The sequence below is a fragment of the Streptomyces viridifaciens genome (assembly GCF_001888885.2).
GTDB classification, from domain to species: Bacteria; Actinomycetota; Actinomycetes; order Streptomycetales; family Streptomycetaceae; genus Kitasatospora; species Kitasatospora aureofaciens.
This window is the reverse complement of record NZ_CP090841.1, coordinates 963,257-986,312: the sequence shown is the minus strand read 5'-3', so window position 1 is coordinate 986,312 and position 23,056 is coordinate 963,257. Positions and strand designations below refer to the sequence as shown.

The following is a 23,056-nucleotide window of genomic DNA, read 5'->3' as shown; positions in this document are numbered from 1 at the left end:
GGCGGGGCCCGGGAGACGTTCGGTAGCAGATCGTCCTTCGAAGGCCGGCCGACCCGCCGTCAACCGCGGGTCGGCGGCCGTTCGCGTTCCGGCGGCAGCGGCTGCGGCGGGCGGCCCAACTCCCAGGCGAGGCCGTAGCGGCCGAACAGGTCGGCCCGGATCGGCGCCAACGGGACCTCCGCGCCCGGCAGCAGCACCCCGATGCAGCCGCCCATCAGCGCACTGCGCAGCACCCCGTGCTCGGCGACCGGATCCGGCGCGCCCCAGTCCTCCAGCAGGCCCTGCAGGATCGCGCCGACCTGCTGCTGCTCCGGGTCCTGGACGAAGGCGCCGGTGTCCGGGTCGAGGATCAGCGCCAGGTGGGAGCGCATCACCCGGGGGTGGTCCATGGCCAGGCCGAGGACGGTGTCGATCGCGCGGGCCAGCCTGGCCTCGGGGGAGGCGCCCGGCGGCAGTTCGGCCAGTGCGCCGGAGAGCGCCTGGTGCATCATCCGGTGCGTGGCGGACTGCATCAGCAGTCGTTTGCCGTCGAAGTAGTACGAGAGCAGGCCGCGGGCGAGTCCGGCCCGCTCGGCGATGTCGGTCAGCGTGGTGCCCGCGTAACCGCGCTGGTCAACGAGATCGATGGTGGCTCGCATGATGCGGCGACGGGAGCGTTGCCGCATCTCCTCATTGACCGAATCCCCGCGAGGTGCCATCGTGACTGCTCCGAACGTTCGTTGGCTCCGGGCCAATATACTTGCGGAGCCGGCAGCCGCACCGTGGAACCGTGCCCTTGCGGGCGCCGCCCGGGCGGCCCGTACAGAGACGGCCGGCTCCACCAACACGGGGGTTTGGTGGAGCCGGCACCGGTACCCGGCGGTCAGGGGTCGACCGTGGGTGGGGGCCAGTGGGTCAGTGCTCGGTCAGGACTTCGGTCCGGGCCACGGGCGACCCGGCAGACGGATAATCATAATCCGGCACCGACATGGGAGCTGAACTCCGGCGGCGGTCCACCAGGGCACCCACCGAGGCCACGAGCAGCCCGACCAGTGCGACCGCGGTGACCAGGACCAGGGCCGGCCGGTAGCCGTCCAACTGGGCTCGGGCACTGTCGCCGCCCGCACTCCCGGCGGTGATCATCGCCGTCGCCCCGGCCAGCACCACGGCCGTGCCGACCTGGATCGCGGTGTTCACCAGACCGGAGGCCAGTCCCTGCTCCTCGTCGGCCACTCCGTCGGTGGCGGCGATGTTCACCGAGGGGAAGGCCAGGGCGAAGCCCACGCCGAGCAGCAGCATCGACGGCAGCACCAGGACCGGGTACGAGCTGTGCTCGTCCAGGCGCAGGAACAGGGCGAAGGCGCCGGCCAGGGCCAGTAGGCCGACCGGCAGCAGCCGGGCGGTGCCGAAGCGGTCCACGATCGGGCCCATGAACGGCGCGGACAGGGCGATGAAGGCGCCGGCCGGCAGCAGTCCGAGGGCCATCTGCAGGGCCGACCAGCCGAGCAGGTGCTGCAGGTAGAGCGTGACGACGAACTGGAAGCCGCCGTACGCGCCGGTCATCGTGAAGGCGACCACGTTGGCCCGCGCCACCGAGCCCTTGCGGAAGATGCCGAGCCGGACCAGCGGGTGGGCGGTTCGGCTCTCGACCAGCAGGAACGCGGCGGCCAGCGCGGCGACCACGACCAGCGAACCGAGGGTGCGCAGGCTCAGCCAGCCGGCGCCCTGGGCCTCGGTCACGGTGAACACCAGGAGCAGGACGGTCGCGGTGCCGGTGATCGCGCCGAGCACGTCGTAGCCGCCCTCGGCGGGCTCCTCGACCGGGCGGGGGAGCAGGCGCACGGCGAGCACCACGGCGAGCAGCGCGACCGGGACGGGCATCAGGAAGGTCCAGCGCCAGCCGACCGAGGTGAGCAGGCCACTGAGCACCAGTCCGAGCGAGAAGCCGCTGGCGCCGCAGGTGGTGTAGATCGACAGCGCCCGGTTGCGGGCGGGGCCCTCGGCGAAGGTCGTGGTGATGATGGACAGACCGGCCGGGGCGGTGAAGGCGGCGCCGACGCCCTTGAGGAAGCGGGCCGCGATCAGCAGGCCGCCGTCGTCGACCAGGCCGCCGACCAGCGAGGCGGCGGCGAAGGCGCTGAGGGCGACCAGGAAGACCCGGCGGCGGCCGAGCAGGTCGGCGGCGCGTCCGCCGAGCAGCAGCAGGCCGCCGTAGCCGAGCACGTAGCCGGAGACCACCCACTGCAGGGTGGAGGTCGAGAGGTGCAGTTCGGAGCCGATGGAGGGGAGGGCCACGCCCACCATCGAGACGTCCAGGGCGTCCAGGAACATGGCGGCGCAGAGCACGACGAGGGTGCCCCGGAGGCGGGGTGTCCAGTGCAGGCCGCTGATTGACGGGGCGTCGGGTGACGTGACGGTCGCGGTGGTCATGGGAAGGAGAGTACATGCACGCGCATTCAATGCACATGAATAAGATGTGAACGCATAAGTTTACGATGCACGTGCTAGTCTGGCGGCGTGGCTGAACTCGACTCCCTCGAAGCCTCGGCGGAGGCCGGTCTCATCGCGGAATGGCGCGAGCTGCTGGCCCGCCATGCCGCGGCCGTCTGCGCGCTCGACCGTGAGCTCGGCGAGAAGTACGGGCTGGGCATGAGCGAGTTCGAGGTGCTGGAACGGCTGGTGGAGGGGTGTGAGGCCGAGGCCCGGCACGCCCTGCGGGCGAGCGAGCTGGCATCCATCGTCCATCTGAGCCAGAGCGCGCTGTCCCGGCTGATCGCCCGCCTGGAGAAGGCCGGACTGGTGACCCGGGAGATGTGTCCGAGCGACCGGCGGGGGATCATGATCGCCCTGACCGAGGCCGGGCGGGAGCGCTACGAGCAGGCCCGGCCGCTCCACCGTGCGGTGCTCGGGCTGACGCTCGGCGGGCGGTTCGCTCCGCTCTGCGGGGATCCGGCGAGCGGCTGACTTCGGCTCAACCGCTATGCCGCTGTTGCTGGTTGAACCGTGACATTCGTCAGAGGAGCGAGTGGAGCCCCGGGGCGACGGCCAGCAGGACGGCCCCGACGGGTGCGGCCAGGGCGACGGCGGTGAGTCGCAGCCGCTGCGGGACGGACAGCCGGGGGCGCCCCGCGAGCAGTCGGTCCACCCGCTTCGGGGACTGCGCCAGGCCGGGCGGACAGGAGCCGAACACCCCGCGGTCCAGGTTGAGTTCAGCCAGCGCGAGGGCGGTGGTGTGCCGGCCGTGTCGGCGGGCGGCCCGGTCGTCGGCGGCCAGCTCGACCAGCTCCGCCACCTGGTCCCGGAAGGCGCGGAAGACGCCGATGCCGGGAAAACCGGAGGCGAGTGCCTGGGCGAACTGCTGGAGCCAGTGGTGCCGGGCCCGGACGTGTCCTCGCTCGTGGCTCAGCACGGCCGCCAACTCCCGGTCGGTGAGCTGCTGGAGGGCGCCGGTGGTGACCACCAGACGGGAGTTCGGGCCGGGCAGCGACCAGGCCTCGGGGCGGACGTTCTCCAGCACCACCAGCCGCTCCCGGCGGCTCCGGGCGGACTCGATCGCCTCGGGCAACTCGGGCGCCCGGGTCGCCAGTTGGGCGTGCCGGCGGTTGCGCAGGGCCTTGGCCGTACGGACCTCGCGGGTGAGTGCCCGCACCGTCTGGAGCGCGCCCGCCGCCAGGACCGCGGCGCACAGCCGGCCCCAGCCCTCGGCGTCCTGGAGACCGTAGGCGTCCTCCACGCCGTGCGGGGCGCCGGAGAACACCCAGGCGCGCAGCTCGGGCTCGGCGGCGGAGGCGGCGAGGAGCAGGCCCAGTGCGCAGCACAGCAGGACGGCCACCACGATGCACTGCCACACCAGCAGGGCCAGTACCGGTTCGCGCTCCACCCAGCGGGCCCGGGCCAGCAGCCGGGGCACCACGGTGGAGAGCAGCAGGCCGAGCAGCAGCAGGCCGATCAGGGCAGTCATCGCATGGGCTCCCCGAGTACGCACGGAACGCGACAACGCGCTCCCTGCCAACCTATGCGCTGGCGGCGTCCGGTGGAACGGCTTTCGACCGGCCAGTGACCAACGCCACGCGGGGGAGCGGGCTTTGGTGGGCCCCGGCGGGGCTTCGGTGGTCGTGGGGGAGTGGCCGGGGTGGGGTGCGGGCGTGGGCGTAGCGGGGGTGCGGGCGGGGCTCGTACCGGAGGGGCTACATCGTCAGGAGCATGGCGAACATGCCGATGCCCATGGTCAGTCGGCAGGCCCGGGGCAGACCGGTGGTGCCGAGCACGAGGGTGCCGGCCGGGGTCCGCAGCAGCCGGGCACCGGCCCACAGGGAGTAGCCGCCGAAGTAGAGCAGCAGGGTACCCGTCAGTAGAGGGGTGCCGAGGGCGGTGGCGTGGTGGTGTCCGCCGGGGGAGGCGGTCATCGCGAGGGCCATGTACGTCATGGCGAGCGCGCCGACCGCGTGGTGCAGCCGGTGCGCCCGGCCGGCGGGCGCGTGCAGGGCGGCGAGCAGGAAGGCGGCGGCCGGGAGGCCGAACAGACAGGCCCAGACGGCGGCCGGGACGGTGGCGCCGGTGACGGCCATCGCCGCCATGCCGAGCCCCATCAGGGCTTCCGCGGCGTCCGATTCACGGGCAAGTGGCGGGTTGGTCGGGCCGGTGCCCGGGGCGGCGGTGGCGCAGGGGGCATGCCGCAGGCGGGTCAGGCAGTAGGCGCCGGCGGTGGCGGTGAGGAGGGCGAGGAGCCAGTTGACCAGGGTGGGTCCGTGCAACGGCGGCCTCCCGGGGGTGGCGGGCGGCGAACGACGGGCGGCTAACAGCTGACAGAAGACAGATGACAGATAACAGAGAACAGAAATTGAAATCTGTCATCCGTCAGCTGTCAGCTGTGCGCCGTCCTCCGTTCCCCCGTCGTCCCTCCGCCACGGCGACGATCGTCCCCTCCACGATCACCGCTACGCCCCTGCCGCGGCCAGGGCGCGTGCAGGGGCGCACAGTGGTGACCGCCGTGGTGCGGCCCACCTCGCACCACCCGCCGGTGAGCTGTGAGCCGTGAGCCGTGAGCGTGAGCCGTGCATCGTGAGCGGTCAATCGAGAACAGGGGACGCCGCTCAGCCCTGGAGCCGCCCGGAGGCCACGACCCGGCTGAGGAACTGCCGGGTCCGCTCCTCCTGCGGATCGCCGAAGACCTGCTCCGGCGGTCCCTGTTCGAGCACCACCCCGCCGTCCAGGAAGCAGACCCGGTCGGCGACCTCGCGGGCGAAGCCCATCTCATGGGTGGAGAGGACCATCGTCATCCCCTGCTCCTTGAGGTCCCGCACGACCATCAGCACCTCCCCGACCAGCACCGGGTCGAGCGCCGCCGTGATCTCGTCGAGCAGCAGCAGGCGGGGCCCGGTCGCCAGCGCGCGCACGATGGCGACGCGCTGCTGTTGCCCGCCGGAGAGCCGGTCCGGGTACTCCTTGGCCTTGGCCGCCAGCCCGAGCCGGTCCAACAGTTCCAGCGCCCTGGCCTCGGCCTCCGCCCGTCCGACGCCGTGCACCCGGCGCGGCGCGAGCGTGATGTTCTCCAGCACCGTCATGTGCGGGAACAGGTTGTACGACTGGAACACCACCCCGATCCGGCGCCGCACGGCGTCCACGTCCGCGCGCGGGTCGGTGATCTCCGAGCCGTCCAGGAAGATCGCCCCGTCGTCGATCCCCTCCAGCAGGTTGACGCACCGCATCAGCGTGGACTTCCCGGAGCCGGACGCCCCGATCAGCGCCGTCACCGAGTGCTCGGGCACGGCGAGGTCCACGTCGCGCAGCACCACCTGGCTGCCGAAGGTCTTGCGCACCGACTCCAGCCGGAGCACGTCGGTCCCGCTCACACCGCACCTCCCTGCAGCTGCCGACGGTTCATCCGCCCGGTCAGCCAGTCGGCGAACCGGGTCAGCGGAATGGTCAGCACGATGAACACCAGCCCCGCCAGCAGGTACGGCGTGAAGTTGAAGGAGTGCGCCGCGATGATCTTCGCCGCGTACACCGCGTCGATCGCGCCGCCGATCGAGACGAGCCCGGTGTCCTTCTGCAGGCTCACCAGGTTGTTGATCAGCGGCGGCACCACCCGCCGGACCGCCTGCGGCAGCACCACGTACCTCATCGCCTGGGCGTTGGTCAGCCCCAGCGACCGCGCCGCCGCCCGCTGGCTCGGGTGCACCGACTCGATGCCCGAGCGGAACACCTCCGACACGTACGCCGAGTACGTCAGCACCAGCGCCGCCCCGCCGAGCAGCAGCGGATCGGTGGTCACCCCGGTGAGCCGCAGCGCCGGCACCCCGGTGATCATCACCAGCAGGCAGATGATCATCGGCAGCCCGAGGAAGAAGTCCACGTAGGCGGTGGCCAGCAGCCGCACCGGCAGGAACACCGGCCCGCGCAGCGTCCGCAGTACCGCGAGCAGCAGCCCGAACACCAGGATCAGCACCCCGCAGCCGAGCATCAGCTCCAGGTTGAGCCGCAGCCCCCGCAGAACCTCGGGCAGTGCCTGGCGGGCGTAGTCCAGGTTGAAGAAGGTCCGCCGGGTCACCTCCCAGCCGGGGGAGTTGACGACCAGCAGGTACAGCGCGACCGCCGTCAGCACGGTCGAGGCGGTGGCGATCAGCGCCGAGCGGCGGGCGCGGGAGCGCCGGTACGCCTCGTGTGCCAACCGCCGCTCGGACGGGCGGTACCCGTCCTGCTCCGCCCGAGTCGCGAAGGCCTCTACCCCCGTGGGCTCGGTCGCCCCCGTCGGGTCCTTCGCGCGCTTCGGGCCCTCCGGCCCCTCCGACCCCTCCGGCCCCACCGGCTCCTTCGCGACCTCGACCGGCCCGGCCGCGCCCGCCTCCCCGGTCACTTCAGCACCGGTGCCGAGACGGCGTCCGACAGCCACTGCTTCTCCAGCTTCTCCAGCGTCCCGTCCGCGCGCAGCGCGTCCACCGCCCCGGACACGCACGACGTCAGCCGGGAGCCCTTGTCCAGCACCAGGCCGAACTGCTCGCCCTGCGCGGCCGATTCGAACTGCCCCACCACCTGAGCCTCCGGCACCTCGGCGCCGGTGATGTAGAAGGCCGTCGGCAGGTCGACCACGAGCGCCTCGACCTGACCGTTCTTCAGCGCAGCCTTCGCCAGGTCGTTGGAGTCGAACACGGCCGGCTGTCCGCTGGGCTTGATGGTGTTGGTGATGGTGTCCAGGCTCGTGCTGCCGATCTGCGCGCCGAGCTTGGCGTCCTTGAGGTCGGCGATGCTCTTCGCACCCGCGGCCTTGGAGCCCTTCAGCGCGATGACGGCCTGGCGCACGGAGTAGTAACCGGAGGAGAAGTCCACTGCCTGCCGGCGCTCGTCGCTGATGGACACCTGGTTGATGTCGAAGTCGAAGTCCTTGGCCCCCGGCGCGGTGGCCTTGCCGAACGGCGCGACCACCCAGCCGACCTTGTCCTTCGGGTATCCCAGCTTCTCCGCCACGGCGTACGCCACCGCCGACTCGAAGCCCTTGCCGTTCGCCGGCTCGTCTCCGGAGAACCACGGGTCGTACGCCGGCTTGTCGGTGCCGATGGTCAGCTTTCCGGCGGTCCGCGTGGCCAGTGCGCCCGGCGCGCAGCCCGCCGCGGTACGGGCCGACCCCGAGGCGCCGGACGCGGCGGCCCCGTCGGACTTGGCGTCCTGCGGCGCGCACCCCGTGAGCGCGGCGGCGGCCACCACCAGCGCGGCGAGGGGCAGGACGGCGGACGGCTTGCGCAGGCTCATGGCAGGACTCCAGGGAAGGGCCGGACGGGTAACGGGGAGGGGCCGGGCAGGCGGCGACGGCACGGGCCGGACGGGCCGCTTCCCGGCGGGTCACTTCCCCCGGTGGCGGCGCCGGAACACACACGGCATGGTCGGCGTACGGGCCCGCGTCCGCGGCGCCCCGAGCCGGATCAGCGGCAGCCGGTGAGCCGCGGCCGGGTCAACGACAGCGGCGACAGCGGACGTGCGGGCGGCAGCGGCAACGACAACAGGCCTGCTGACGGGAGGGCACCCGGAGCGGGCTGTCGTGGCGCTCGGCCACCGTGATCACCGTCGGGAGCATGCGGGGAGGTTCGCATCAGACCCGCGCATCTGTCCAGAGCATCCAGGACACCGTCCACATGTCGGACAAGCGCTGTTCCGACGCAGGTTTTGGGGCCGGAACGGCGGCACGCCGGATGTTTGTCGGTCCAGACCCCCTTGAACGGGAGAACCTTTCGTACTTATGGTGTCCTCGTTGAAATAACTCCTGTCGAAGTGAGTCCACGATGCAGAATCTTTCGCCAAGGCTCGCAGCGGCGGCCGACGCCCCGGTCTCGACCCTCGCCGCCCACCCGGCTTGGCTGCGCCTGAAGGAGGCCGTCGAGACGCTGCGCCCGCTGCAGTCCAAGGACGGCTCGATCGACCTGTCCGCCGTCCAGCGGCAGACCGTCGACCCGCTGGTCGCCACCGTCCGGGCCTCCGTCGAGGAGCTCGCCCCGAACTTCCCGCACGACGCCGCCTACCTGGCCGCCGTCGACGCAGACCTCGCCAAGTGGGCCGACACCGGCTACCGCGAGCCCGACTTCCTGGACTCCCTGCTCGCCTTCCAGCCCGCCGAGCAGCGGGAGGACGGTCTGGAGCACCTGGTCGTCTTCCCGATGTACACCCAGAACGGCAACCCGGACCGCAACCTCGAAGCGGTCCTGCTGAGCGTGGTGTGGCCCGAGTGGCTGGACGAGCTGGAGCGCACCCGCTTCGACAACCCGATGTTCGTGCCGATCACCTTCACGGACTTCACGGCCGGCTACGACACCAACTCCGCCGTCCTCTTCCCCGAGACGGTCGCCGTGCGCAAGGCGCCGGAACGTTTCACCTGGGGCGGCATCTTCTGCGACCGCGAGGCCGCCCGCTTCCGCGCGGTCTCCACCAGCGCCATCGACCAGCTCGGCCTGGAGATCCCGGCCGACGCCGAGGGCCTGCTCAAGGACCAGCACCGCGCGCAGGAGACCTTCGTCCTGTGGGACCTCGTCCACGACCGCACCCACAGCCACGGCGACCTGCCGTTCGACCCCTTCATGATCAAGCAGCGCAGCCCGTTCTGGATGTACGGCCTGGAGGAGCTCCGCTGCGACCTCACCACCTTCAAGGAGGCGGTGAAGCTGGAGGCCGAGGGCAACCCGCACGCCCGCGACGTCCAGTACGCGATCCTCTTCGACCGCCTGTTCCGGTTCCCGGTCAGCGGCGACCGCGTCCGCAACTACGACGGCCTCGGCGGCCAGCTGCTCTTCGCGTACCTGCACAAGCACGACGCCCTGCGCTGGCGCGACAACCGCCTGACCATCGACTGGGACCGCGCCCCGCAGGTCACCAACGCGCTCTGCGGCGAGATCGAGACCCTGTACCGCGACGGCATCGACCGGCCCAAGCCGGCTCACTGGATCGCCGCCTACGAGCTGGTCTCCCGCTACCTCACCCCGCACCCGGCCTCCACCTGGGCCAAGGGCCCGGAGGCACTCCCGCTCGACATCACCGACGGCAAGGCCCTGAACAAGGCGCTGTGCGACGCCGTGCTCCCGGACGAGTTCCCGCTGAGCATGTTCTACGAGGCCCTGTCCAAGAAGCTCCGCGGCGTCATCGCCGCCACCGCCGGCATCACCGGCGCCGGTATCCAGGGAGTCGCCGCGTGACCACCACCACCCCCTCCACCAAGCTGGCCGGCAAGGTCATCGCCGTCGCCGGAGCCAGCGGCCCGGCCGGCCAGGCGGTGCTGCGCCGCCTCACCGCCGACGGCGCGACCGTGATCGGCGCCGACATCGACGCCCAGCGCCTGGAGTCCGCCCTGGACGCCACCCGCGTCGCGGTGCGCGGAGCCAAGGTGAGCGGCCAGGTGATCGACCTGCTCGACCCGCAGGAGGTCCACGACTGGGCCGACCACCTGGAGGCGGAGCACGGCCACGTCGACGGCCTGTTCCACCTGGTCGGCGGCTGGCGCGGCAGCAAGACCTTCTTCGACACCCGCCTGGACGACTGGGACTTCCTGCACGACACTGTCGTGCGCACCCTCCAGCACACCTCGCTGGCCTTCCAGCCCGCGCTGGTCCGCAGCCCGGCCGGCCGCTACGCCATGGTCTCCGCCTCGGCCGCGCACAAGCCCACCGCCGGCGGCGCCGCCTACGCGGCCGCCAAGGCCGCCACCGAGGCCTGGACCCTCGCCATGGCCGACTCCTTCAAGAAGGAGACCACCTCCCCGGACGGCGAGCCCACGGCGGCGGCTGCGATCCTGGTCATCAAGGCGCTGGTCAGCCCCGAGATGCGGGCCGAGAAGCCGGAGGCGAAGTTCGCCGGCTTCACCGACACCGCCGACCTCGCCGGACACCTGGCGGACCTCTGGGACCGCCCCGCAGCAGAACTGAACGGACAGCACCTGTGGCTGACAGCCCGATGACCGACCTCACCCGTACGGACGCGGTACGGCGGCACGACCCCGCCGTCCGCGGCTTCGCCAGCGACAACTACGCCGGCGTGCACCCCGAGGTCCTCGCCGCGATCACCCTGGCCAACGGAGGCCACCAGATCTCCTACGGCGAGGACGACTACACGGCGCACCTCCAGGACGTCTTCCGCCGCCACTTCGGCGACAAGGCCGAGGCCTACCCGGTGTTCAACGGCACCGGCGCCAACGTGGTCGCCCTCCAGGCGCTGCTGCCCCGCTGGGGCGCCGTGGTCTGCGCCGACACCGCCCACATCCACGTGGACGAGGGCGGCGCCCCGGAGAAGATGGGCGGCATCAAGCTGCACACCGTCTCCACCCCGGACGGCAAGCTCACCCCCGAGCTGCTCGACCGCCAGGCCTTCGGCTTCGGTGACGAGCACCGCGCGCAGCCGCTCGCGGTCTCCATCACCCAGAGCACCGAGCTCGGCACCCTCTACACGATCGACGAGATCCGCGCGGTCGTCGATCACGCTCACCAGCTCGGCATGCTGGTCCACATGGACGGCTCGCGACTGGCGAACGCGGCCGCCTCGCTCGGCCAGCCGATGCGGGCCTTCACGACGGACCTCGGCGTCGACGTGCTGTCCTTCGGCGGCACGAAGAACGGCCTGCTGCTCGGCGAGGTCGTGGTGGTGCTCAACCCGGAGCGGGTGCGCAACATCAAGTACCTGCGCAAGACCTCGATGCAGCTCGCGTCGAAGATGCGCTTCGTCTCCGTCCAGTTCGAGGCCCTGCTCGCGGGGGACCTCTACCTGCGCAACGCCGGCCACGCCAACGCGATGGCCAGCCGGCTGGAGGCGGCGGTCCGGAAGATCGACGGCGTCGAGGTCGTCCGCCCGGTCCAGGCCAACGCGGTGTTCGCGATCCTCCCGCGCGAGGTGAGCGAGCGGCTGCAGAAGCGTTACCGCTTCTACTTCTGGAACGAGCACACCGGTGAGGTGCGCTGGATGTGTTCGTACGACACCACGGAGGCCGACATCGACGCCTTCGCGGCGGCCATCGCCGAGGAGATGGGCCGCGCCTGACGCTGTTCCACCAGCCGATCGTCCCGTCCTGCGCCAGCAGGGCGGGACGATTTGCATGTGGCGGGTCGGTACCCGTACAGTTCCGGAGTCGCCGCGGGAGACCGGGGTGCCAAAGCGGAAAAGCGAATCCGATGAATGAAACTCCGGAAAACGGAGCGGAAAACATCTGATAAGCTGGAAACACGAAAGAACGAAGCGCCCGGAGGGCTCGCTGGAAGGCGGTCCGAAGGAAGCGTCCGTTCCTTGAGAACTCAACAGCGTGCCAAAAGTCAACGCCAGATATGTTGACATCCCCGGCCTCGGTCATTGCGATCGGGGTTGGAGATTCCTTTTGAAAACAAACACTAGCGAGGACGCAGTGCGCGGGATCACCCTATTCCGGTGGTTGCCGTGCCGCTCAACGCGGGTGTGGACCCGATTACGGGTAAACATTCACGGAGAGTTTGATCCTGGCTCAGGACGAACGCTGGCGGCGTGCTTAACACATGCAAGTCGAACGGTGAAGCCCTTCGGGGTGGATCAGTGGCGAACGGGTGAGTAACACGTGGGCAATCTGCCCTGCACTCTGGGACAAGCCCTGGAAACGGGGTCTAATACCGGATATGACCTTCCTCCGCATGGGGGTTGGTGGAAAGCTCCGGCGGTGCAGGATGAGCCCGCGGCCTATCAGCTTGTTGGTGGGGTAATGGCCTACCAAGGCGACGACGGGTAGCCGGCCTGAGAGGGCGACCGGCCACACTGGGACTGAGACACGGCCCAGACTCCTACGGGAGGCAGCAGTGGGGAATATTGCACAATGGGCGAAAGCCTGATGCAGCGACGCCGCGTGAGGGATGACGGCCTTCGGGTTGTAAACCTCTTTCAGCAGGGAAGAAGCGCAAGTGACGGTACCTGCAGAAGAAGCACCGGCTAACTACGTGCCAGCAGCCGCGGTAATACGTAGGGTGCGAGCGTTGTCCGGAATTATTGGGCGTAAAGAGCTCGTAGGCGGCCTGTCGCGTCGGATGTGAAAGCCCGGGGCTTAACCCCGGGTCTGCATTCGATACGGGCAGGCTAGAGTGTGGTAGGGGAGATCGGAATTCCTGGTGTAGCGGTGAAATGCGCAGATATCAGGAGGAACACCGGTGGCGAAGGCGGATCTCTGGGCCATTACTGACGCTGAGGAGCGAAAGCGTGGGGAGCGAACAGGATTAGATACCCTGGTAGTCCACGCCGTAAACGTTGGGAACTAGGTGTTGGCGACATTCCACGTCGTCGGTGCCGCAGCTAACGCATTAAGTTCCCCGCCTGGGGAGTACGGCCGCAAGGCTAAAACTCAAAGGAATTGACGGGGGCCCGCACAAGCAGCGGAGCATGTGGCTTAATTCGACGCAACGCGAAGAACCTTACCAAGGCTTGACATATGCCGGAAACACCTGGAGACAGGTGCCCCCTTGTGGTCGGTATACAGGTGGTGCATGGTTGTCGTCAGCTCGTGTCGTGAGATGTTGGGTTAAGTCCCGCAACGAGCGCAACCCTTGTTCTGTGTTGCCAGCGAGTAATGTCGGGGACTCACAGGAGACTGCCGGGGTCAACTCGGAGGAAGGTGGGGACGACGTCAAATCATCATGCCCCTTATGTCTTGGGCTGCACACGTGCTACAATGGTCGGTACAAAGGGCTGCGATGCCGTGAGGCGGAGCGAATCCCAAAAAGCCGGCCTCAGTTCGGATTGGGGTCTGCAACTCGACCCCATGAAGTTGGAGTTGCTAGTAATCGCAGATCAGCATGCTGCGGTGAATACGTTCCCGGGCCTTGTACACACCGCCCGTCACGTCACGAAAGTCGGTAACACCCGAAGCCGGTGGCCTAACCCGTAAGGGATGGAGCCGTCGAAGGTGGGACCAGCGATTGGGACGAAGTCGTAACAAGGTAGCCGTACCGGAAGGTGCGGCTGGATCACCTCCTTTCTAAGGAGCACATGGCCGCTTGCAGGCGAATGTTCTGCACGGTTGCTCATGGGTGGAACGTTGACTATTCGGCACAGGAAGAGACCAGGGGCTAGTACTGCTTCGGCGTGGAACGCGTTCTGGGATTGACTGTGTCGGGCACGTTGTTGGGTCCTGAGGGAACGGAAGTTGCCTCAAGGATGCCGGCCTCACTTGAGATGGTCCTTCGGGATTGTTGAGGGTGTGTGACTGGTCGTTGTTTGAGAACTGCACAGTGGACGCGAGCATCTGTGGCCAAGTTTTTAAGGGCGCACGGTGGATGCCTTGGCACCAGGAACCGATGAAGGACGTGGGAGGCCGCGATAGGCCCCGGGGAGCTGTCAACCGAGCTTTGATCCGGGGGTGTCCGAATGGGGAAACCCGGCAGTCGTCATGGGCTGTCACCCGCTGCTGAACACATAGGCAGTGTGGAGGGAACGCGGGGAAGTGAAACATCTCAGTACCCGCAGGAAGAGAAAACAACCGTGATTCCGGGAGTAGTGGCGAGCGAAACTGGATGAGGCTAAACCTTGAGCGTGTGAGACCCGGCAGGGGTTGCGCTCGGGGGGTCGTGGGTTTTTTCTTGATCGGTCTGCCGGCCGGTCGGCGAGTCAGAAACCGTATGGGTAGTCGAAGGACATGCGAAAGGTCCGGCGTAGAGGGTAAGACCCCCGTAGACGAAATCTGTACGGCTCGCTTGAAGAACACCCAAGTAGCACGGGGCCCGAGAAATCCCGTGTGAATCTGGCGGGACCACCCGCTAAGCCTAAATATTCCCTGGTGACCGATAGCGGATAGTACCGTGAGGGAATGGTGAAAAGTACCGCGGGAGCGGAGTGAAATAGTACCTGAAACCGTGTGCCTACAAGCCGTGGGAGCGTCGTCAGTCGGTTTACCGGCTGGCCGTGACTGCGTGCCTTTTGAAGAATGAGCCTGCGAGTTTGCGGTGTGTAGCGAGGTTAACCCGTGTGGGGTAGCCGTAGCGAAAGCGAGTCCGAATAGGGCGTTTGAGTTGCATGCCCAAGACCCGAAGCGGAGTGATCTAGCCATGGGCAGGTTGAAGCGCGGGTAAGACCGTGTGGAGGACCGAACCCACCAGGGTTGAAAACCTGGGGGATGACCTGTGGTTAGGGGTGAAAGGCCAATCAAACTCCGTGATAGCTGGTTCTCCCCGAAATGCATTTAGGTGCAGCGTCACGTGTTTCTTGCCGGAGGTAGAGCACTGGATAGGCGATGGGCCTTACCGGGTTACTGACCTTAGCCAAACTCCGAATGCCGGTAAGTGAGAGCGTGGCAGTGAGACTGTGGGGGATAAGCTCCATGGTCGAGAGGGAAACAGCCCAGAACACCGACTAAGGTCCCTAAGCGTGTGCTAAGTGGGAAAGGATGTGGAGTCGCAGAGACAACCAGGAGGTTGGCTTAGAAGCAGCCACCCTTGAAAGAGTGCGTAATAGCTCACTGGTCAAGTGATTCCGCGCCGACAATGTAGCGGGGCTCAAGCACATCACCGAAGTCGTGTCATTGCAGCGAATAGGGCCAACGCCTGCTGTGATGGGTAGGGGAGCGTCGTGTGCCGGGTGAAGCGGCCGAGGAATCGAGTCGTGGACGGTATACGAGTGAGAATGCAGGCATGAGTAGCGATACAAGAGTGGGAAACTCTTGCGCCGATTGACCAAGGGTTCCTGGGTCAAGCTGATCTGCCCAGGGTAAGTCGGGACCTAAGGCGAGGCCGACAGGCGTAGTCGATGGACAACGGGTTGATATTCCCGTACCCGCTTTGAAGCGCCAACGCTGAACCTTCTGATGCTAAGCCCGTGAAGCCGTCCCGGAGCCTTCGGGCAAAGGGAAGTGGTGGAGCCGGTGGCCCAACGGGGTAGTAGGTGAGCGATGGGGTGACGCAGGAAGGTAGTCCAGCCCGGGCGGTGGTTGTCCCGGGGTAAGGGTGTAGGACGTGGGGTAGGCAAATCCGCCTCACATATAGTCTGAGACCTGATGCCGAGCCGATTGTGGTGAAGTGGATGATCCTATGCTGTCGAGAAAAGCCTCTAGCGAGTTTCATGGCGGCCCGTACCCCAAACCGACTCAGGTGGTCAGGTAGAGAATACCGAGGCGTTCGGGTGAACTATGGTTAAGGAACTCGGCAAAATGCCCCCGTAACTTCGGGAGAAGGGGGGCCATTCCTGGTGACGGGCCTTGCGCCTTGAGCTGGGGGTGGCCGCAGAGACCAGCGAGAAGCGACTGTTTACTAAAAACACAGGTCCGTGCGAAGCCGTAAGGCGATGTATACGGACTGACGCCTGCCCGGTGCTGGAACGTTAAGGGGACCGGTTAGCTCCACTTCGGTGGGGCGAAGCTGAGAACTTAAGCGCCAGTAAACGGCGGTGGTAACTATAACCATCCTAAGGTAGCGAAATTCCTTGTCGGGTAAGTTCCGACCTGCACGAATGGCGTAACGACTTCTCGACTGTCTCAACCATAGGCCCGGTGAAATTGCATTACGAGTAAAGATGCTCGTTTCGCGCAGCAGGACGGAAAGACCCCGGGACCTTTACTATAGCTTGATATTGGTGTCCGGTTCGGCTTGTGTAGGATAGGTGGGAGACTTTGAAGCAGCAACGCCAGTTGTTGTGGAGTCGCCGTTGAAATACCACTCTGGTCGTGCTGGATGTCTAACCTGGGTCCGTGATCCGGATCAGGGACAGTGTCTGGTGGGTAGTTTAACTGGGGCGGTTGCCTCCTAAAGGGTAACGGAGGCGCCCAAAGGTTCCCTCAGCCTGGTTGGCAATCAGGTGTTGAGTGTAAGTGCACAAGGGAGCTTGACTGTGAGACTGACGGGTCGAGCAGGTACGAAAGTAGGGACTAGTGATCCGGCGGTGGCTTGTGGAAGCGCCGTCGCTCAACGGATAAAAGGTACCCCGGGGATAACAGGCTGATCTTCCCCAAGAGTCCATATCGACGGGATGGTTTGGCACCTCGATGTCGGCTCGTCGCATCCTGGGGCTGGAGTAGGTCCCAAGGGTTGGGCTGTTCGCCCATTAAAGCGGTACGCGAGCTGGGTTTAGAACGTCGTGAGACAGTTCGGTCCCTATCCGCTGTGCGCGTAGGAGTGTTGAGAAGGGCTGTCCCTAGTACGAGAGGACCGGGACGGACGAACCTCTGGTGTGCCAGTTGTTCTGCCAAGGGCATGGCTGGTTGGCTACGTTCGGGAGGGATAACCGCTGAAAGCATCTAAGCGGGAAGCCTGCTTCGAGATGAGCACTCCCACCTCCTTGAGAGGGTAAGGCTCCCAGTAGACGACTGGGTTGATAGGCCGGATATGGAAGCCCTGTGAGGGGTGGAGTTGACCGGTACTAATAGGCCGAGGGCTTGTCCTCAGTTGCTCGCGTCCACTGTGTTGTTCTGAAACAACGACCCCGACCCCGTAAGGCGTGGGTTGGTGCGGTTGACAGTTTCATAGTGTTTCGGTGGTCATAGCGTGAGGGAAACGCCCGGTTACATTCCGAACCCGGAAGCTAAGCCTCACAGCGCCGATGGTACTGCAGGGGGGACCCTGTGGGAGAGTAGGACGCCGCCGAACAATCATTCAGAAAAGCCCCTGATCCTTTGGATCAGGGGCTTTTCGCATTTCAGCTCAGTTGTCGTCGTCTTCGCCGTCCGGCAGCTCGTTGTCATCGGGCTTCGGCTGTCCCGGCGCCTGGGCCGGCGTCAGCCCGGCCGATGGTGACGGGGCCGCGGACAGGGCCACTGAGGCGGACGCTGACTGTGCAGCAGAGGGTGTAGCTGACGGGGCCTCGGACTGGGTGGCTTGGGCCGGTACGGCCGCCGTTCCCCAGGCCGGGCGGCTGAGCCACTTGTCCGCGCTGTTGGTGAGCCGGGTCATGCCCGTACCGTCCGGTCGCATGCTGTAGAGATCGGTGCCGGAGCCCGCGGCGGCCTGGGTGAAGACGATGGACTTGCCGTCCGGCGCGTAGGCCGCGCTGCCGTAGAAGGCCGTTGAGGGGGCGGGGGTGAGGGCGCCGATCGCGGTGCCGTCGGGGTGGACGGTGTAGATGCCGCCGCCGGGTGCGTTGTCGGCGCCGGCCGGGTAGGTGGTGAAGAGGATCTGGGTGCCGTCGGGGGACCAGTCCGCGCGCTCGCCGGCGCGCAGCTCCCATGGGGTGAGCTGGCGGAGTCCGGTGCCGTCGACACCGACGACGTAGATGGCGCGGCTGTTGGCGGGCTGTCCGGTGGCGCTGGTGCGGTACTCGAAGGTGAGCTGCTTGCCGTCGGGCGACCAGCTGGGGTTGCTGACGGCACCGGAGTAGGGCTTGTCGTTGGTCAGGAAGGTGAGCCGCTGGACGTTGGTGCCGTCGGGGCTCATCAGGTAGAGGTCCGAGTACTGGATCTGCTTGTTGTGGGCCTCGTCGAGGGCGCCCCAGGAACGGCTGAAGGCGAGCTGCTTGCCGTCGGGGGAGAAGGCGGGGGCGCGTTCGTCCTCGTTGGCGCAGTCGGCGCCGCCGCCGGCGGCGTCGCAGAGTTGGCTGATCTGGTGCGCGTTCTCACCGCTGGTGGAGACTGTCCAGAGGCGGGCGGTGCCGGTCTGCGGGTCGGTGCGGTCGAAGGCGATGGCGCTGCCGTCGGGGGACCAGTCGGGGCGGTCGTCACGGGCGCGCGCGGGCGGCTGGGTGACCTGGCGCTGGCTGGTACCGTCGGGGCCGACGGTGACGATGGCGCTGGTGGTGCGCGTGGCGTCGGTGTAGGCCCGGCTGACGATCAGTCCGTTGTGTGCCTCCGCGGCTGCGGCGCCGACGGCGTCCGGGGTGGCTGACTGGCTGGGTGTGGGGGTGGCGGTGGGGGACTCCGGGCGGATCTCGGAGAGCGGGATCTCGCCGGGCTCGGCCCCGCAACCGGTGATCAGGGCGCCTACGAGCAGGAGGCCCGCACCGGCGGTTGCGCGGGTGCGGGCCTTGCTCGTGAGGGGCTGCCGTGTACCGGTGCTCCGCGTCATCTCCGTCTCCGACCTTTCCGACCGCTCCGACGTTGTGCCCCGGCTCCGATGGCGGGAGGGACCCAGGACGAATCCAGGGGACGGCCCCTGGAGGAGCTGTCACTGTGCCAGACGGGAACATCGGAGGCCGGGCGACACGCAACGGAATGCGTCTGCTCGGTCACAAGGAGTGGACGGATCGGACGGGCGCTCGGAAGTCTTTGCGGGGGTGGTCGCGGAAGTGCTCGGCAGTGCGGGGCGGGTCAGCCCCGGGCGGCGCGGCGCTCGGCCTTGGCGAGGGCCTCCGCCTCGTCCTCGGCCTCGGCGACCTCCAGGGTGGGCGCGGTGCCGCCGAGCTGCGCGGGCAGCCACCAGGTGTCGTCCGGGCCGGAGGGCTTGCCGGGGTACTCGCGCTGGGCCCGGTCGAGCATCTCGGTCATGGCGGCGCGCAGCTTTCTGGTGACCATGACGGGCTTGTCGTTCGGGCCCAGGTGGATCGGCTCGCCGATCATGATGGTCACCGGGATGTGGCGCTTGGTGAGGGTCTTCGGGCGGCCCTTGGTCCAGAGTTGCTGAGTGCCCCAGAGGACGACGGGCAGCAGCGGGGCGCCGGAGTCGGCGGCCATCCGGGCGGCGCCGGTCTTGAACTTCTTCAGCATGAACGAGCGGCTGATGGTCGCCTCGGGGAAGACCCCGACGACCTCGCCGGCCTTGAGGGCGCGCACGGCGGCCTCGTAGGCGGGCTGGCCGTCGGTGCGGTCGACGGGGATGTGCTTCATGCCGCGCATCAGTGGACCGGAGATGCGGTGCCGGAAGACGTCGTCCTTGGCCATGAAGCGTGTCTTGCGCTTGCCGCCGCGGTAGGCGCCGAGGCCGGCGAAGAGGAAGTCCAGGTAGCTGATGTGGTTGCTGACCAGCACCGCTCCGCCGGTGGCGGGGATGTGCTCGGCACCGATGATCTTTATCCGCACGTCGAGTGCGCGGAAGGCGGTGAGTGCGGCGCCGATCACCGGCGGGTAGACGAACTCTGCCACGGTCAGTCCTGACTTCCACGGGCCGGGGCCCGGTACGGCGGGTACCCGCGCCGTGCGTGGGAGCCGACCGGAGCACGGCACGCCGCGGCGGTCACGGGTGATACACGGAGATGATCCCCCGAACGAGTGCCTGCTGTCACCTGAGGGGTGCGGTCAAGCGAATATTCACGGTGTGATCTCCGTGATGAGTTCGGTCGGGAACCTTTCCGTTCCGCCTCGTTTCCCGGGCGGGTGGTGTCGGCGGTGGTACCGGGGGTGGCGTCAGGCGCCCGCGCCCAGTCGGCCCTGGGCGCGTCGGACGATCGGATAGATCTCGCAGCCCAGGCAGTAGCCGAAGACTGCGTTCAGGAACGCGGCCGCCAGGGCGAAGCCGGTGGACAGCAGGCCGAGCCAGGTCACCCCGGTGAGGTAGCCGAGGGTGCCCACGGCGGCGAACACGGCCCCGCCGCCCTGGGTGAAGCGCAGCGGCCGCTCGTCCTGGGTCTCGGTGGGCGGTGTCAGGTGCGGCGCGATGAAGACGTGGAACAGCCAGCTGTACGGGGAGACGCGGGGGCCGCCCACCGCGCCGAGTACGAACACGAGGGTCTGGGCGGCCAGCAGTAACCCGCTGCCGGTGATGAGGACGGCGGCCAGCACCACTGCGGTGAGTGCGGCGGCGAAGCGGGGACCGCGGGGGTCGGTCTGCACGGGGGCTCCGGGAGGGTCGCGGCGGACGGCTGCGGCGGGGCGCGTCAGCGACGGCCGGCGGTGGCGATCGGATCCGGGTCGACGGCGCGACGGACGGTCAGCAGCGGTGGGGAGAGGGGGTCGGAGTCCACCTGCCGATCGTACGGGCCCGGGGTCGGCGGGTCGACCTTCCTTTCGGAGCCCGCACGCGCTGACGCAGACTGGAGGGATGACCGGACTCGTGGTGTGCGTTGTCGTGTTGGCGATGGCGACCACGTTCGGGCTGTTGAGGGCCGGGCGCGACGGAAGGCTGAGGGTGCGCACCAAGGACGGGACGGTACGACTGTCGGAGGCGGACCTGGGCGGGCCGCTCGGTGAGCGGGCGACCCTGGTGCAGTTCTCCACTGCGTTCTGCCAGCCCTGCCGGGCCACCCGGAGGGTGCTCGCGGAGGTCGCGGGGATGGTCGACGGGGTGGAGCACGTCGAGCTGGATGCCGAGGCTCAGCTGGAGCTGGTCCGTCGGCTGGAGGTCCTGCGGACGCCGACCGTGCTGGTGCTGGACGCGGCGGGCCGGGTGGTGCGCCGGGCGGCCGGGATGCCGCGCAAGGCGGATGTGATCGCGGCGCTGGGTCAGGCGGTCTGATGGCGGGTGCCGAGTAACAAGTGACAGCGAACAGATGACAGATGTCAGCGAACAGATGATGAAATCTGTTTGCTGATATCTGTCATCTGCGGTCGGCGCCGCCCCGCGAGGTGGAGCCGGCCCCTGGCTGGGGCAGGATGGGCGCAGGCGGCGACCCGGGCCGTCCGGCATAAGCTACTGGCCAGTAGTGACCGCTGGTGTACCGCCGAGTATGCTGCCAGGAAGTTCCGGACCGGCACGGGAAACTCGCTGCCCGGAGCGGGTGCGTGCCGTGTTCGCGCCCGCTTGCACGCCGCAGCCGCCGGACGAGACCAGTACAGGAGACAAGGCCGTGAGCTTGAGGATCGTTGTCTGTGTGAAGTACGTGCCGGACGCGACGGGTGACCGTCGTTTCGCGGACGACCACACCACCGACCGGGAGGGCGTGGACGGCCTCCTGTCGGAGCTGGACGAGTACGGCGTCGAGCAGGCGCTGCGGATCGCCGAGGCGAACGACGGTGCCGAGGTGACGGTGCTGACGGTGGGTCCGGACGACGCGAAGGACGCGCTGCGCAAGGCGCTGTCGATGGGCGCGGACAAGGCCGTCCACGTGAACGACGACGACATCCACGGTTCGGACGTGCTGGCGACGTCGGCGATCCTGGCGAAGGCGCTGGAGAAGACCGGGTTCGACCTGGTGATCGGTGGCATGGCGTCGACGGACGGCACGATGGGTGTGCTGCCGGCGCTGCTGGCGGAGCGGCTGGGTGTGCCGCAGGTGACGCTGCTGTCCGAGGTGTCGGTCGAGGGCGGCGTGATCAAGGGCCGTCGTGACGGTGACGCGGCGACCGAGCTGGTGGAGGCCTCGCTGCCGGCCGTGGTCTCGGTGACGGACCAGTCGGGCGAGGCCCGCTACCCCTCCTTCAAGGGGATCATGGCGGCGAAGAAGAAGCCGGTGCAGTCGCTGGACCTGGACGACCTGGGCATCGAGGCCGACGAGGTCGGCCTGGCGGGTTCGTGGACGGCGGTCGACTCGGTGGCGGCGCGCCCGGCGCGCACCGCGGGCACGGTCGTCAAGGACGAGGGCGAGGGCGGCAAGCAGCTCGCCGCCTTCCTCGCCGACCAGAAGTTCATCTAGTCCCGCCCGTCAGCGCATCCAACGATCGATCAGGAGCAACGAATCATGGCTGAGATCCTGGTTCTGGTGGACCACGCCGACGGTGTGGTCCGCAAGCCGGCCCTCGAACTGCTGACCCTGGCCCGCCGCATCGGCGAGCCGTCCGCCGTCGTCCTGGGCGCCGGTGCCGCGGCCGCCGACATCGCCGCCAAGGCCGCCGAGTTCGGCGCCGCCAAGGTGTACGTCGCGGACGGCGCCGAGTTCGCCGACCAGCTGGTCGTCCCCAAGGTGGACGCCCTGGCCCAGATCGCCAAGACGGTGTCCCCGGCCGCCGTGCTGGTGACGTCCTCCGGTGAGGGCAAGGAGGTCGCCGCGCGCGTCGCGCTGCGGATCGGCTCCGGCATCATCACCGACGCCGTCGACCTGGAGGCCGGCGACGGCGGCCCGGTCGCCACCCAGTCGGTGTTCGCCGCGTCCTTCCAGGTGAAGTCCAAGGTCACCAAGGGCGCGCCGGTCATCACCGTCAAGCCGAACGCCGTCGCCCCGGAGGCCGCTCCGGCCGCCGGCGCCGTCGAGAACGTGTCGGTGGAGTTCACCGGCAACGCCGCCAAGGTCACCTCGCGCACCCCGCGCGTCTCGACCGGCCGCCCCGAGCTGACCGAGGCCGCCATCGTGGTCTCCGGCGGCCGCGGCGTCGGTGCCGCCGAGGGCTTCGGCGTGGTCGAGGAGCTCGCGGACGCGCTGGGCGCGGCCGTCGGCGCCTCGCGCGCCGCCGTCGACGCCGGCTGGTACCCGCACAGCAACCAGGTCGGCCAGACCGGCAAGCAGGTCTCCCCGCAGCTCTACATCGCGGCGGGCATCTCCGGCGCCATCCAGCACCGGGCCGGCATGCAGACCTCGAAGACCATCGTGGCCGTGAACAAGGACGCCGAGGCCCCGATCTTCGAGCTGGTCGACTACGGCGTGGTCGGCGACCTCTTCCAGGTGCTGCCGCAGCTCACCACCGAGGTGAAGGCCCGCAAGGGCTGATCCGAGCGGTCCCGTGGACCGGAGGGCGTGGCACCGGGTGCTCGGTGCCACGCCCTCCGCCGTTTCCGCCCCCGTGCCGGAGGGGGGCGCCGCGCCGGCCCGTAGAGTCGGCCCGACGGCGGCCGGGCGCGGGAGCCCGCCGCGCGATCAGGACGAGGACGAGGGCGAGGAC

The 23,056-nt window shown here is 68.4% G+C and carries 17 protein-coding genes and 3 rRNA genes; 10 read left to right on the top strand and 10 right to left on the bottom strand.

Annotated features, from left to right (window positions below; all coding sequences use genetic code 11):
- Positions 1–59: 59 nt before the first annotated feature.
- A complete protein-coding gene (locus BOQ63_RS11835; protein WP_223885907.1) occupies positions 60–638 on the bottom strand; it encodes a TetR/AcrR family transcriptional regulator in 579 nt (192 codons plus the stop codon).
- A 256-nt stretch (positions 639–894) separates the two neighbouring features.
- Positions 895–2,409 (bottom strand): MFS transporter, encoded by a 1,515-nt coding sequence (locus BOQ63_RS11830; protein ID WP_072654201.1) that lies wholly within the window; start codon positions 2,407–2,409, stop codon positions 895–897.
- Between the two features lie 87 nt (positions 2,410–2,496).
- Between BOQ63_RS11830 and BOQ63_RS11825 the strand changes: the two genes are divergently transcribed.
- A complete protein-coding gene (locus BOQ63_RS11825) occupies positions 2,497–2,943 on the top strand; it encodes a MarR family winged helix-turn-helix transcriptional regulator (RefSeq protein WP_046386823.1) in 447 nt (148 codons plus the stop codon).
- A 49-nt stretch (positions 2,944–2,992) separates the two neighbouring features.
- On the opposite strand, the gene BOQ63_RS11820 is transcribed toward BOQ63_RS11825, so the two are convergent.
- The 5 genes from BOQ63_RS11820 to BOQ63_RS11800 all read right to left on the bottom strand — a co-directional run bounded on the left by BOQ63_RS11820 (position 2,993) and on the right by BOQ63_RS11800 (position 7,725).
- Positions 2,993–3,940, bottom strand: a complete 948-nt coding sequence (locus tag BOQ63_RS11820; RefSeq protein WP_030281341.1) for a M56 family metallopeptidase — start codon at positions 3,938–3,940, stop codon at positions 2,993–2,995.
- A 226-nt stretch (positions 3,941–4,166) separates the two neighbouring features.
- Entirely contained in the window at positions 4,167–4,733 is a 567-nt protein-coding gene (locus BOQ63_RS11815) for a DUF5134 domain-containing protein (RefSeq protein ID WP_030551532.1), read from the bottom strand.
- A 339-nt stretch (positions 4,734–5,072) separates the two neighbouring features.
- Positions 5,073–5,831, bottom strand: a complete 759-nt coding sequence (locus BOQ63_RS11810; RefSeq protein ID WP_030281345.1) for an amino acid ABC transporter ATP-binding protein — start codon at positions 5,829–5,831, stop codon at positions 5,073–5,075.
- Entirely contained in the window at positions 5,828–6,649 is an 822-nt protein-coding gene (locus BOQ63_RS11805) for an amino acid ABC transporter permease (RefSeq protein WP_072656220.1), read from the bottom strand. The genes BOQ63_RS11810 and BOQ63_RS11805 overlap by 4 nt, the downstream gene beginning before the upstream one ends.
- Positions 6,650–6,831: 182 nt before the next feature.
- Positions 6,832–7,725 (bottom strand): ABC transporter substrate-binding protein, encoded by an 894-nt coding sequence (locus BOQ63_RS11800; protein WP_030281349.1) that lies wholly within the window; start codon positions 7,723–7,725, stop codon positions 6,832–6,834.
- Between the two features lie 527 nt (positions 7,726–8,252).
- Between BOQ63_RS11800 and BOQ63_RS11795 the strand changes: the two genes are divergently transcribed.
- The 6 genes from BOQ63_RS11795 to rrf all read left to right on the top strand — a co-directional run bounded on the left by BOQ63_RS11795 (position 8,253) and on the right by rrf (position 17,027).
- Positions 8,253–9,653: a DUF6421 family protein gene (locus tag BOQ63_RS11795; RefSeq protein ID WP_030281351.1), complete on the top strand. Its 1,401-nt coding sequence runs from the start codon at positions 8,253–8,255 to the stop codon at positions 9,651–9,653.
- On the top strand, positions 9,650–10,411 hold the full coding sequence (locus tag BOQ63_RS11790; protein ID WP_030281352.1) for an SDR family NAD(P)-dependent oxidoreductase: 762 nt from the start codon (positions 9,650–9,652) through the stop codon (positions 10,409–10,411). Before BOQ63_RS11795 ends, BOQ63_RS11790 begins: the two co-directional genes overlap by 4 nt.
- The gene (locus BOQ63_RS11785) at positions 10,408–11,484 is read left to right on the top strand and encodes a threonine aldolase family protein (RefSeq protein ID WP_030281354.1); all 1,077 of its coding nucleotides are present in this window, start codon (positions 10,408–10,410) and stop codon (positions 11,482–11,484) included. Before BOQ63_RS11790 ends, BOQ63_RS11785 begins: the two co-directional genes overlap by 4 nt.
- 431 nt (positions 11,485–11,915) lie before the next feature.
- A 16S ribosomal RNA gene (locus BOQ63_RS11780) occupies positions 11,916–13,432 on the top strand.
- A 271-nt stretch (positions 13,433–13,703) separates the two neighbouring features.
- Positions 13,704–16,824 (top strand): 23S ribosomal RNA (locus BOQ63_RS11775).
- 86 nt (positions 16,825–16,910) lie between these two features.
- Positions 16,911–17,027: ribosomal RNA gene (gene rrf, locus BOQ63_RS11770) — 5S ribosomal RNA — on the top strand.
- Together the 16S, 23S and 5S rRNA genes form the textbook arrangement of a ribosomal RNA operon.
- Positions 17,028–17,081: 54 nt before the next feature.
- On the opposite strand, the gene BOQ63_RS11765 is transcribed toward rrf, so the two are convergent.
- The 3 genes from BOQ63_RS11765 to BOQ63_RS11755 form a co-directional block, all read right to left on the bottom strand.
- Positions 17,082–18,437, bottom strand: a complete 1,356-nt coding sequence (locus BOQ63_RS11765) for a TolB family protein (RefSeq protein ID WP_072654200.1) — start codon at positions 18,435–18,437, stop codon at positions 17,082–17,084.
- A 242-nt stretch (positions 18,438–18,679) separates the two neighbouring features.
- Positions 18,680–19,450 (bottom strand): lysophospholipid acyltransferase family protein, encoded by a 771-nt coding sequence (locus BOQ63_RS11760; protein ID WP_030291209.1) that lies wholly within the window; start codon positions 19,448–19,450, stop codon positions 18,680–18,682.
- A gap of 261 nt (positions 19,451–19,711) precedes the next feature.
- Positions 19,712–20,137, bottom strand: a complete 426-nt coding sequence (locus BOQ63_RS11755; RefSeq protein ID WP_030291207.1) for a DUF4395 domain-containing protein — start codon at positions 20,135–20,137, stop codon at positions 19,712–19,714.
- A gap of 208 nt (positions 20,138–20,345) precedes the next feature.
- On the opposite strand from BOQ63_RS11755, the gene BOQ63_RS11750 reads away from it, so the two are divergent.
- The 3 genes from BOQ63_RS11750 (at position 20,346) to BOQ63_RS11740 (ending at position 22,884) form a co-directional block, all read left to right on the top strand.
- Positions 20,346–20,759 carry a thioredoxin family protein gene (locus BOQ63_RS11750; protein ID WP_030291205.1) on the top strand — a complete coding sequence of 138 codons (414 nt, stop codon included), beginning with the start codon at positions 20,346–20,348 and terminating at the stop codon, positions 20,757–20,759.
- A gap of 331 nt (positions 20,760–21,090) precedes the next feature.
- The gene (locus tag BOQ63_RS11745) at positions 21,091–21,876 is read left to right on the top strand and encodes an electron transfer flavoprotein subunit beta/FixA family protein (protein WP_150475818.1); all 786 of its coding nucleotides are present in this window, start codon (positions 21,091–21,093) and stop codon (positions 21,874–21,876) included.
- Positions 21,877–21,921: 45 nt separating this feature from the next.
- Positions 21,922–22,884, top strand: coding sequence for an electron transfer flavoprotein subunit alpha/FixB family protein (locus BOQ63_RS11740; RefSeq protein ID WP_084768068.1), 963 nt, complete (start codon positions 21,922–21,924; stop codon positions 22,882–22,884).
- Positions 22,885–23,056 lie beyond the last annotated feature (172 nt).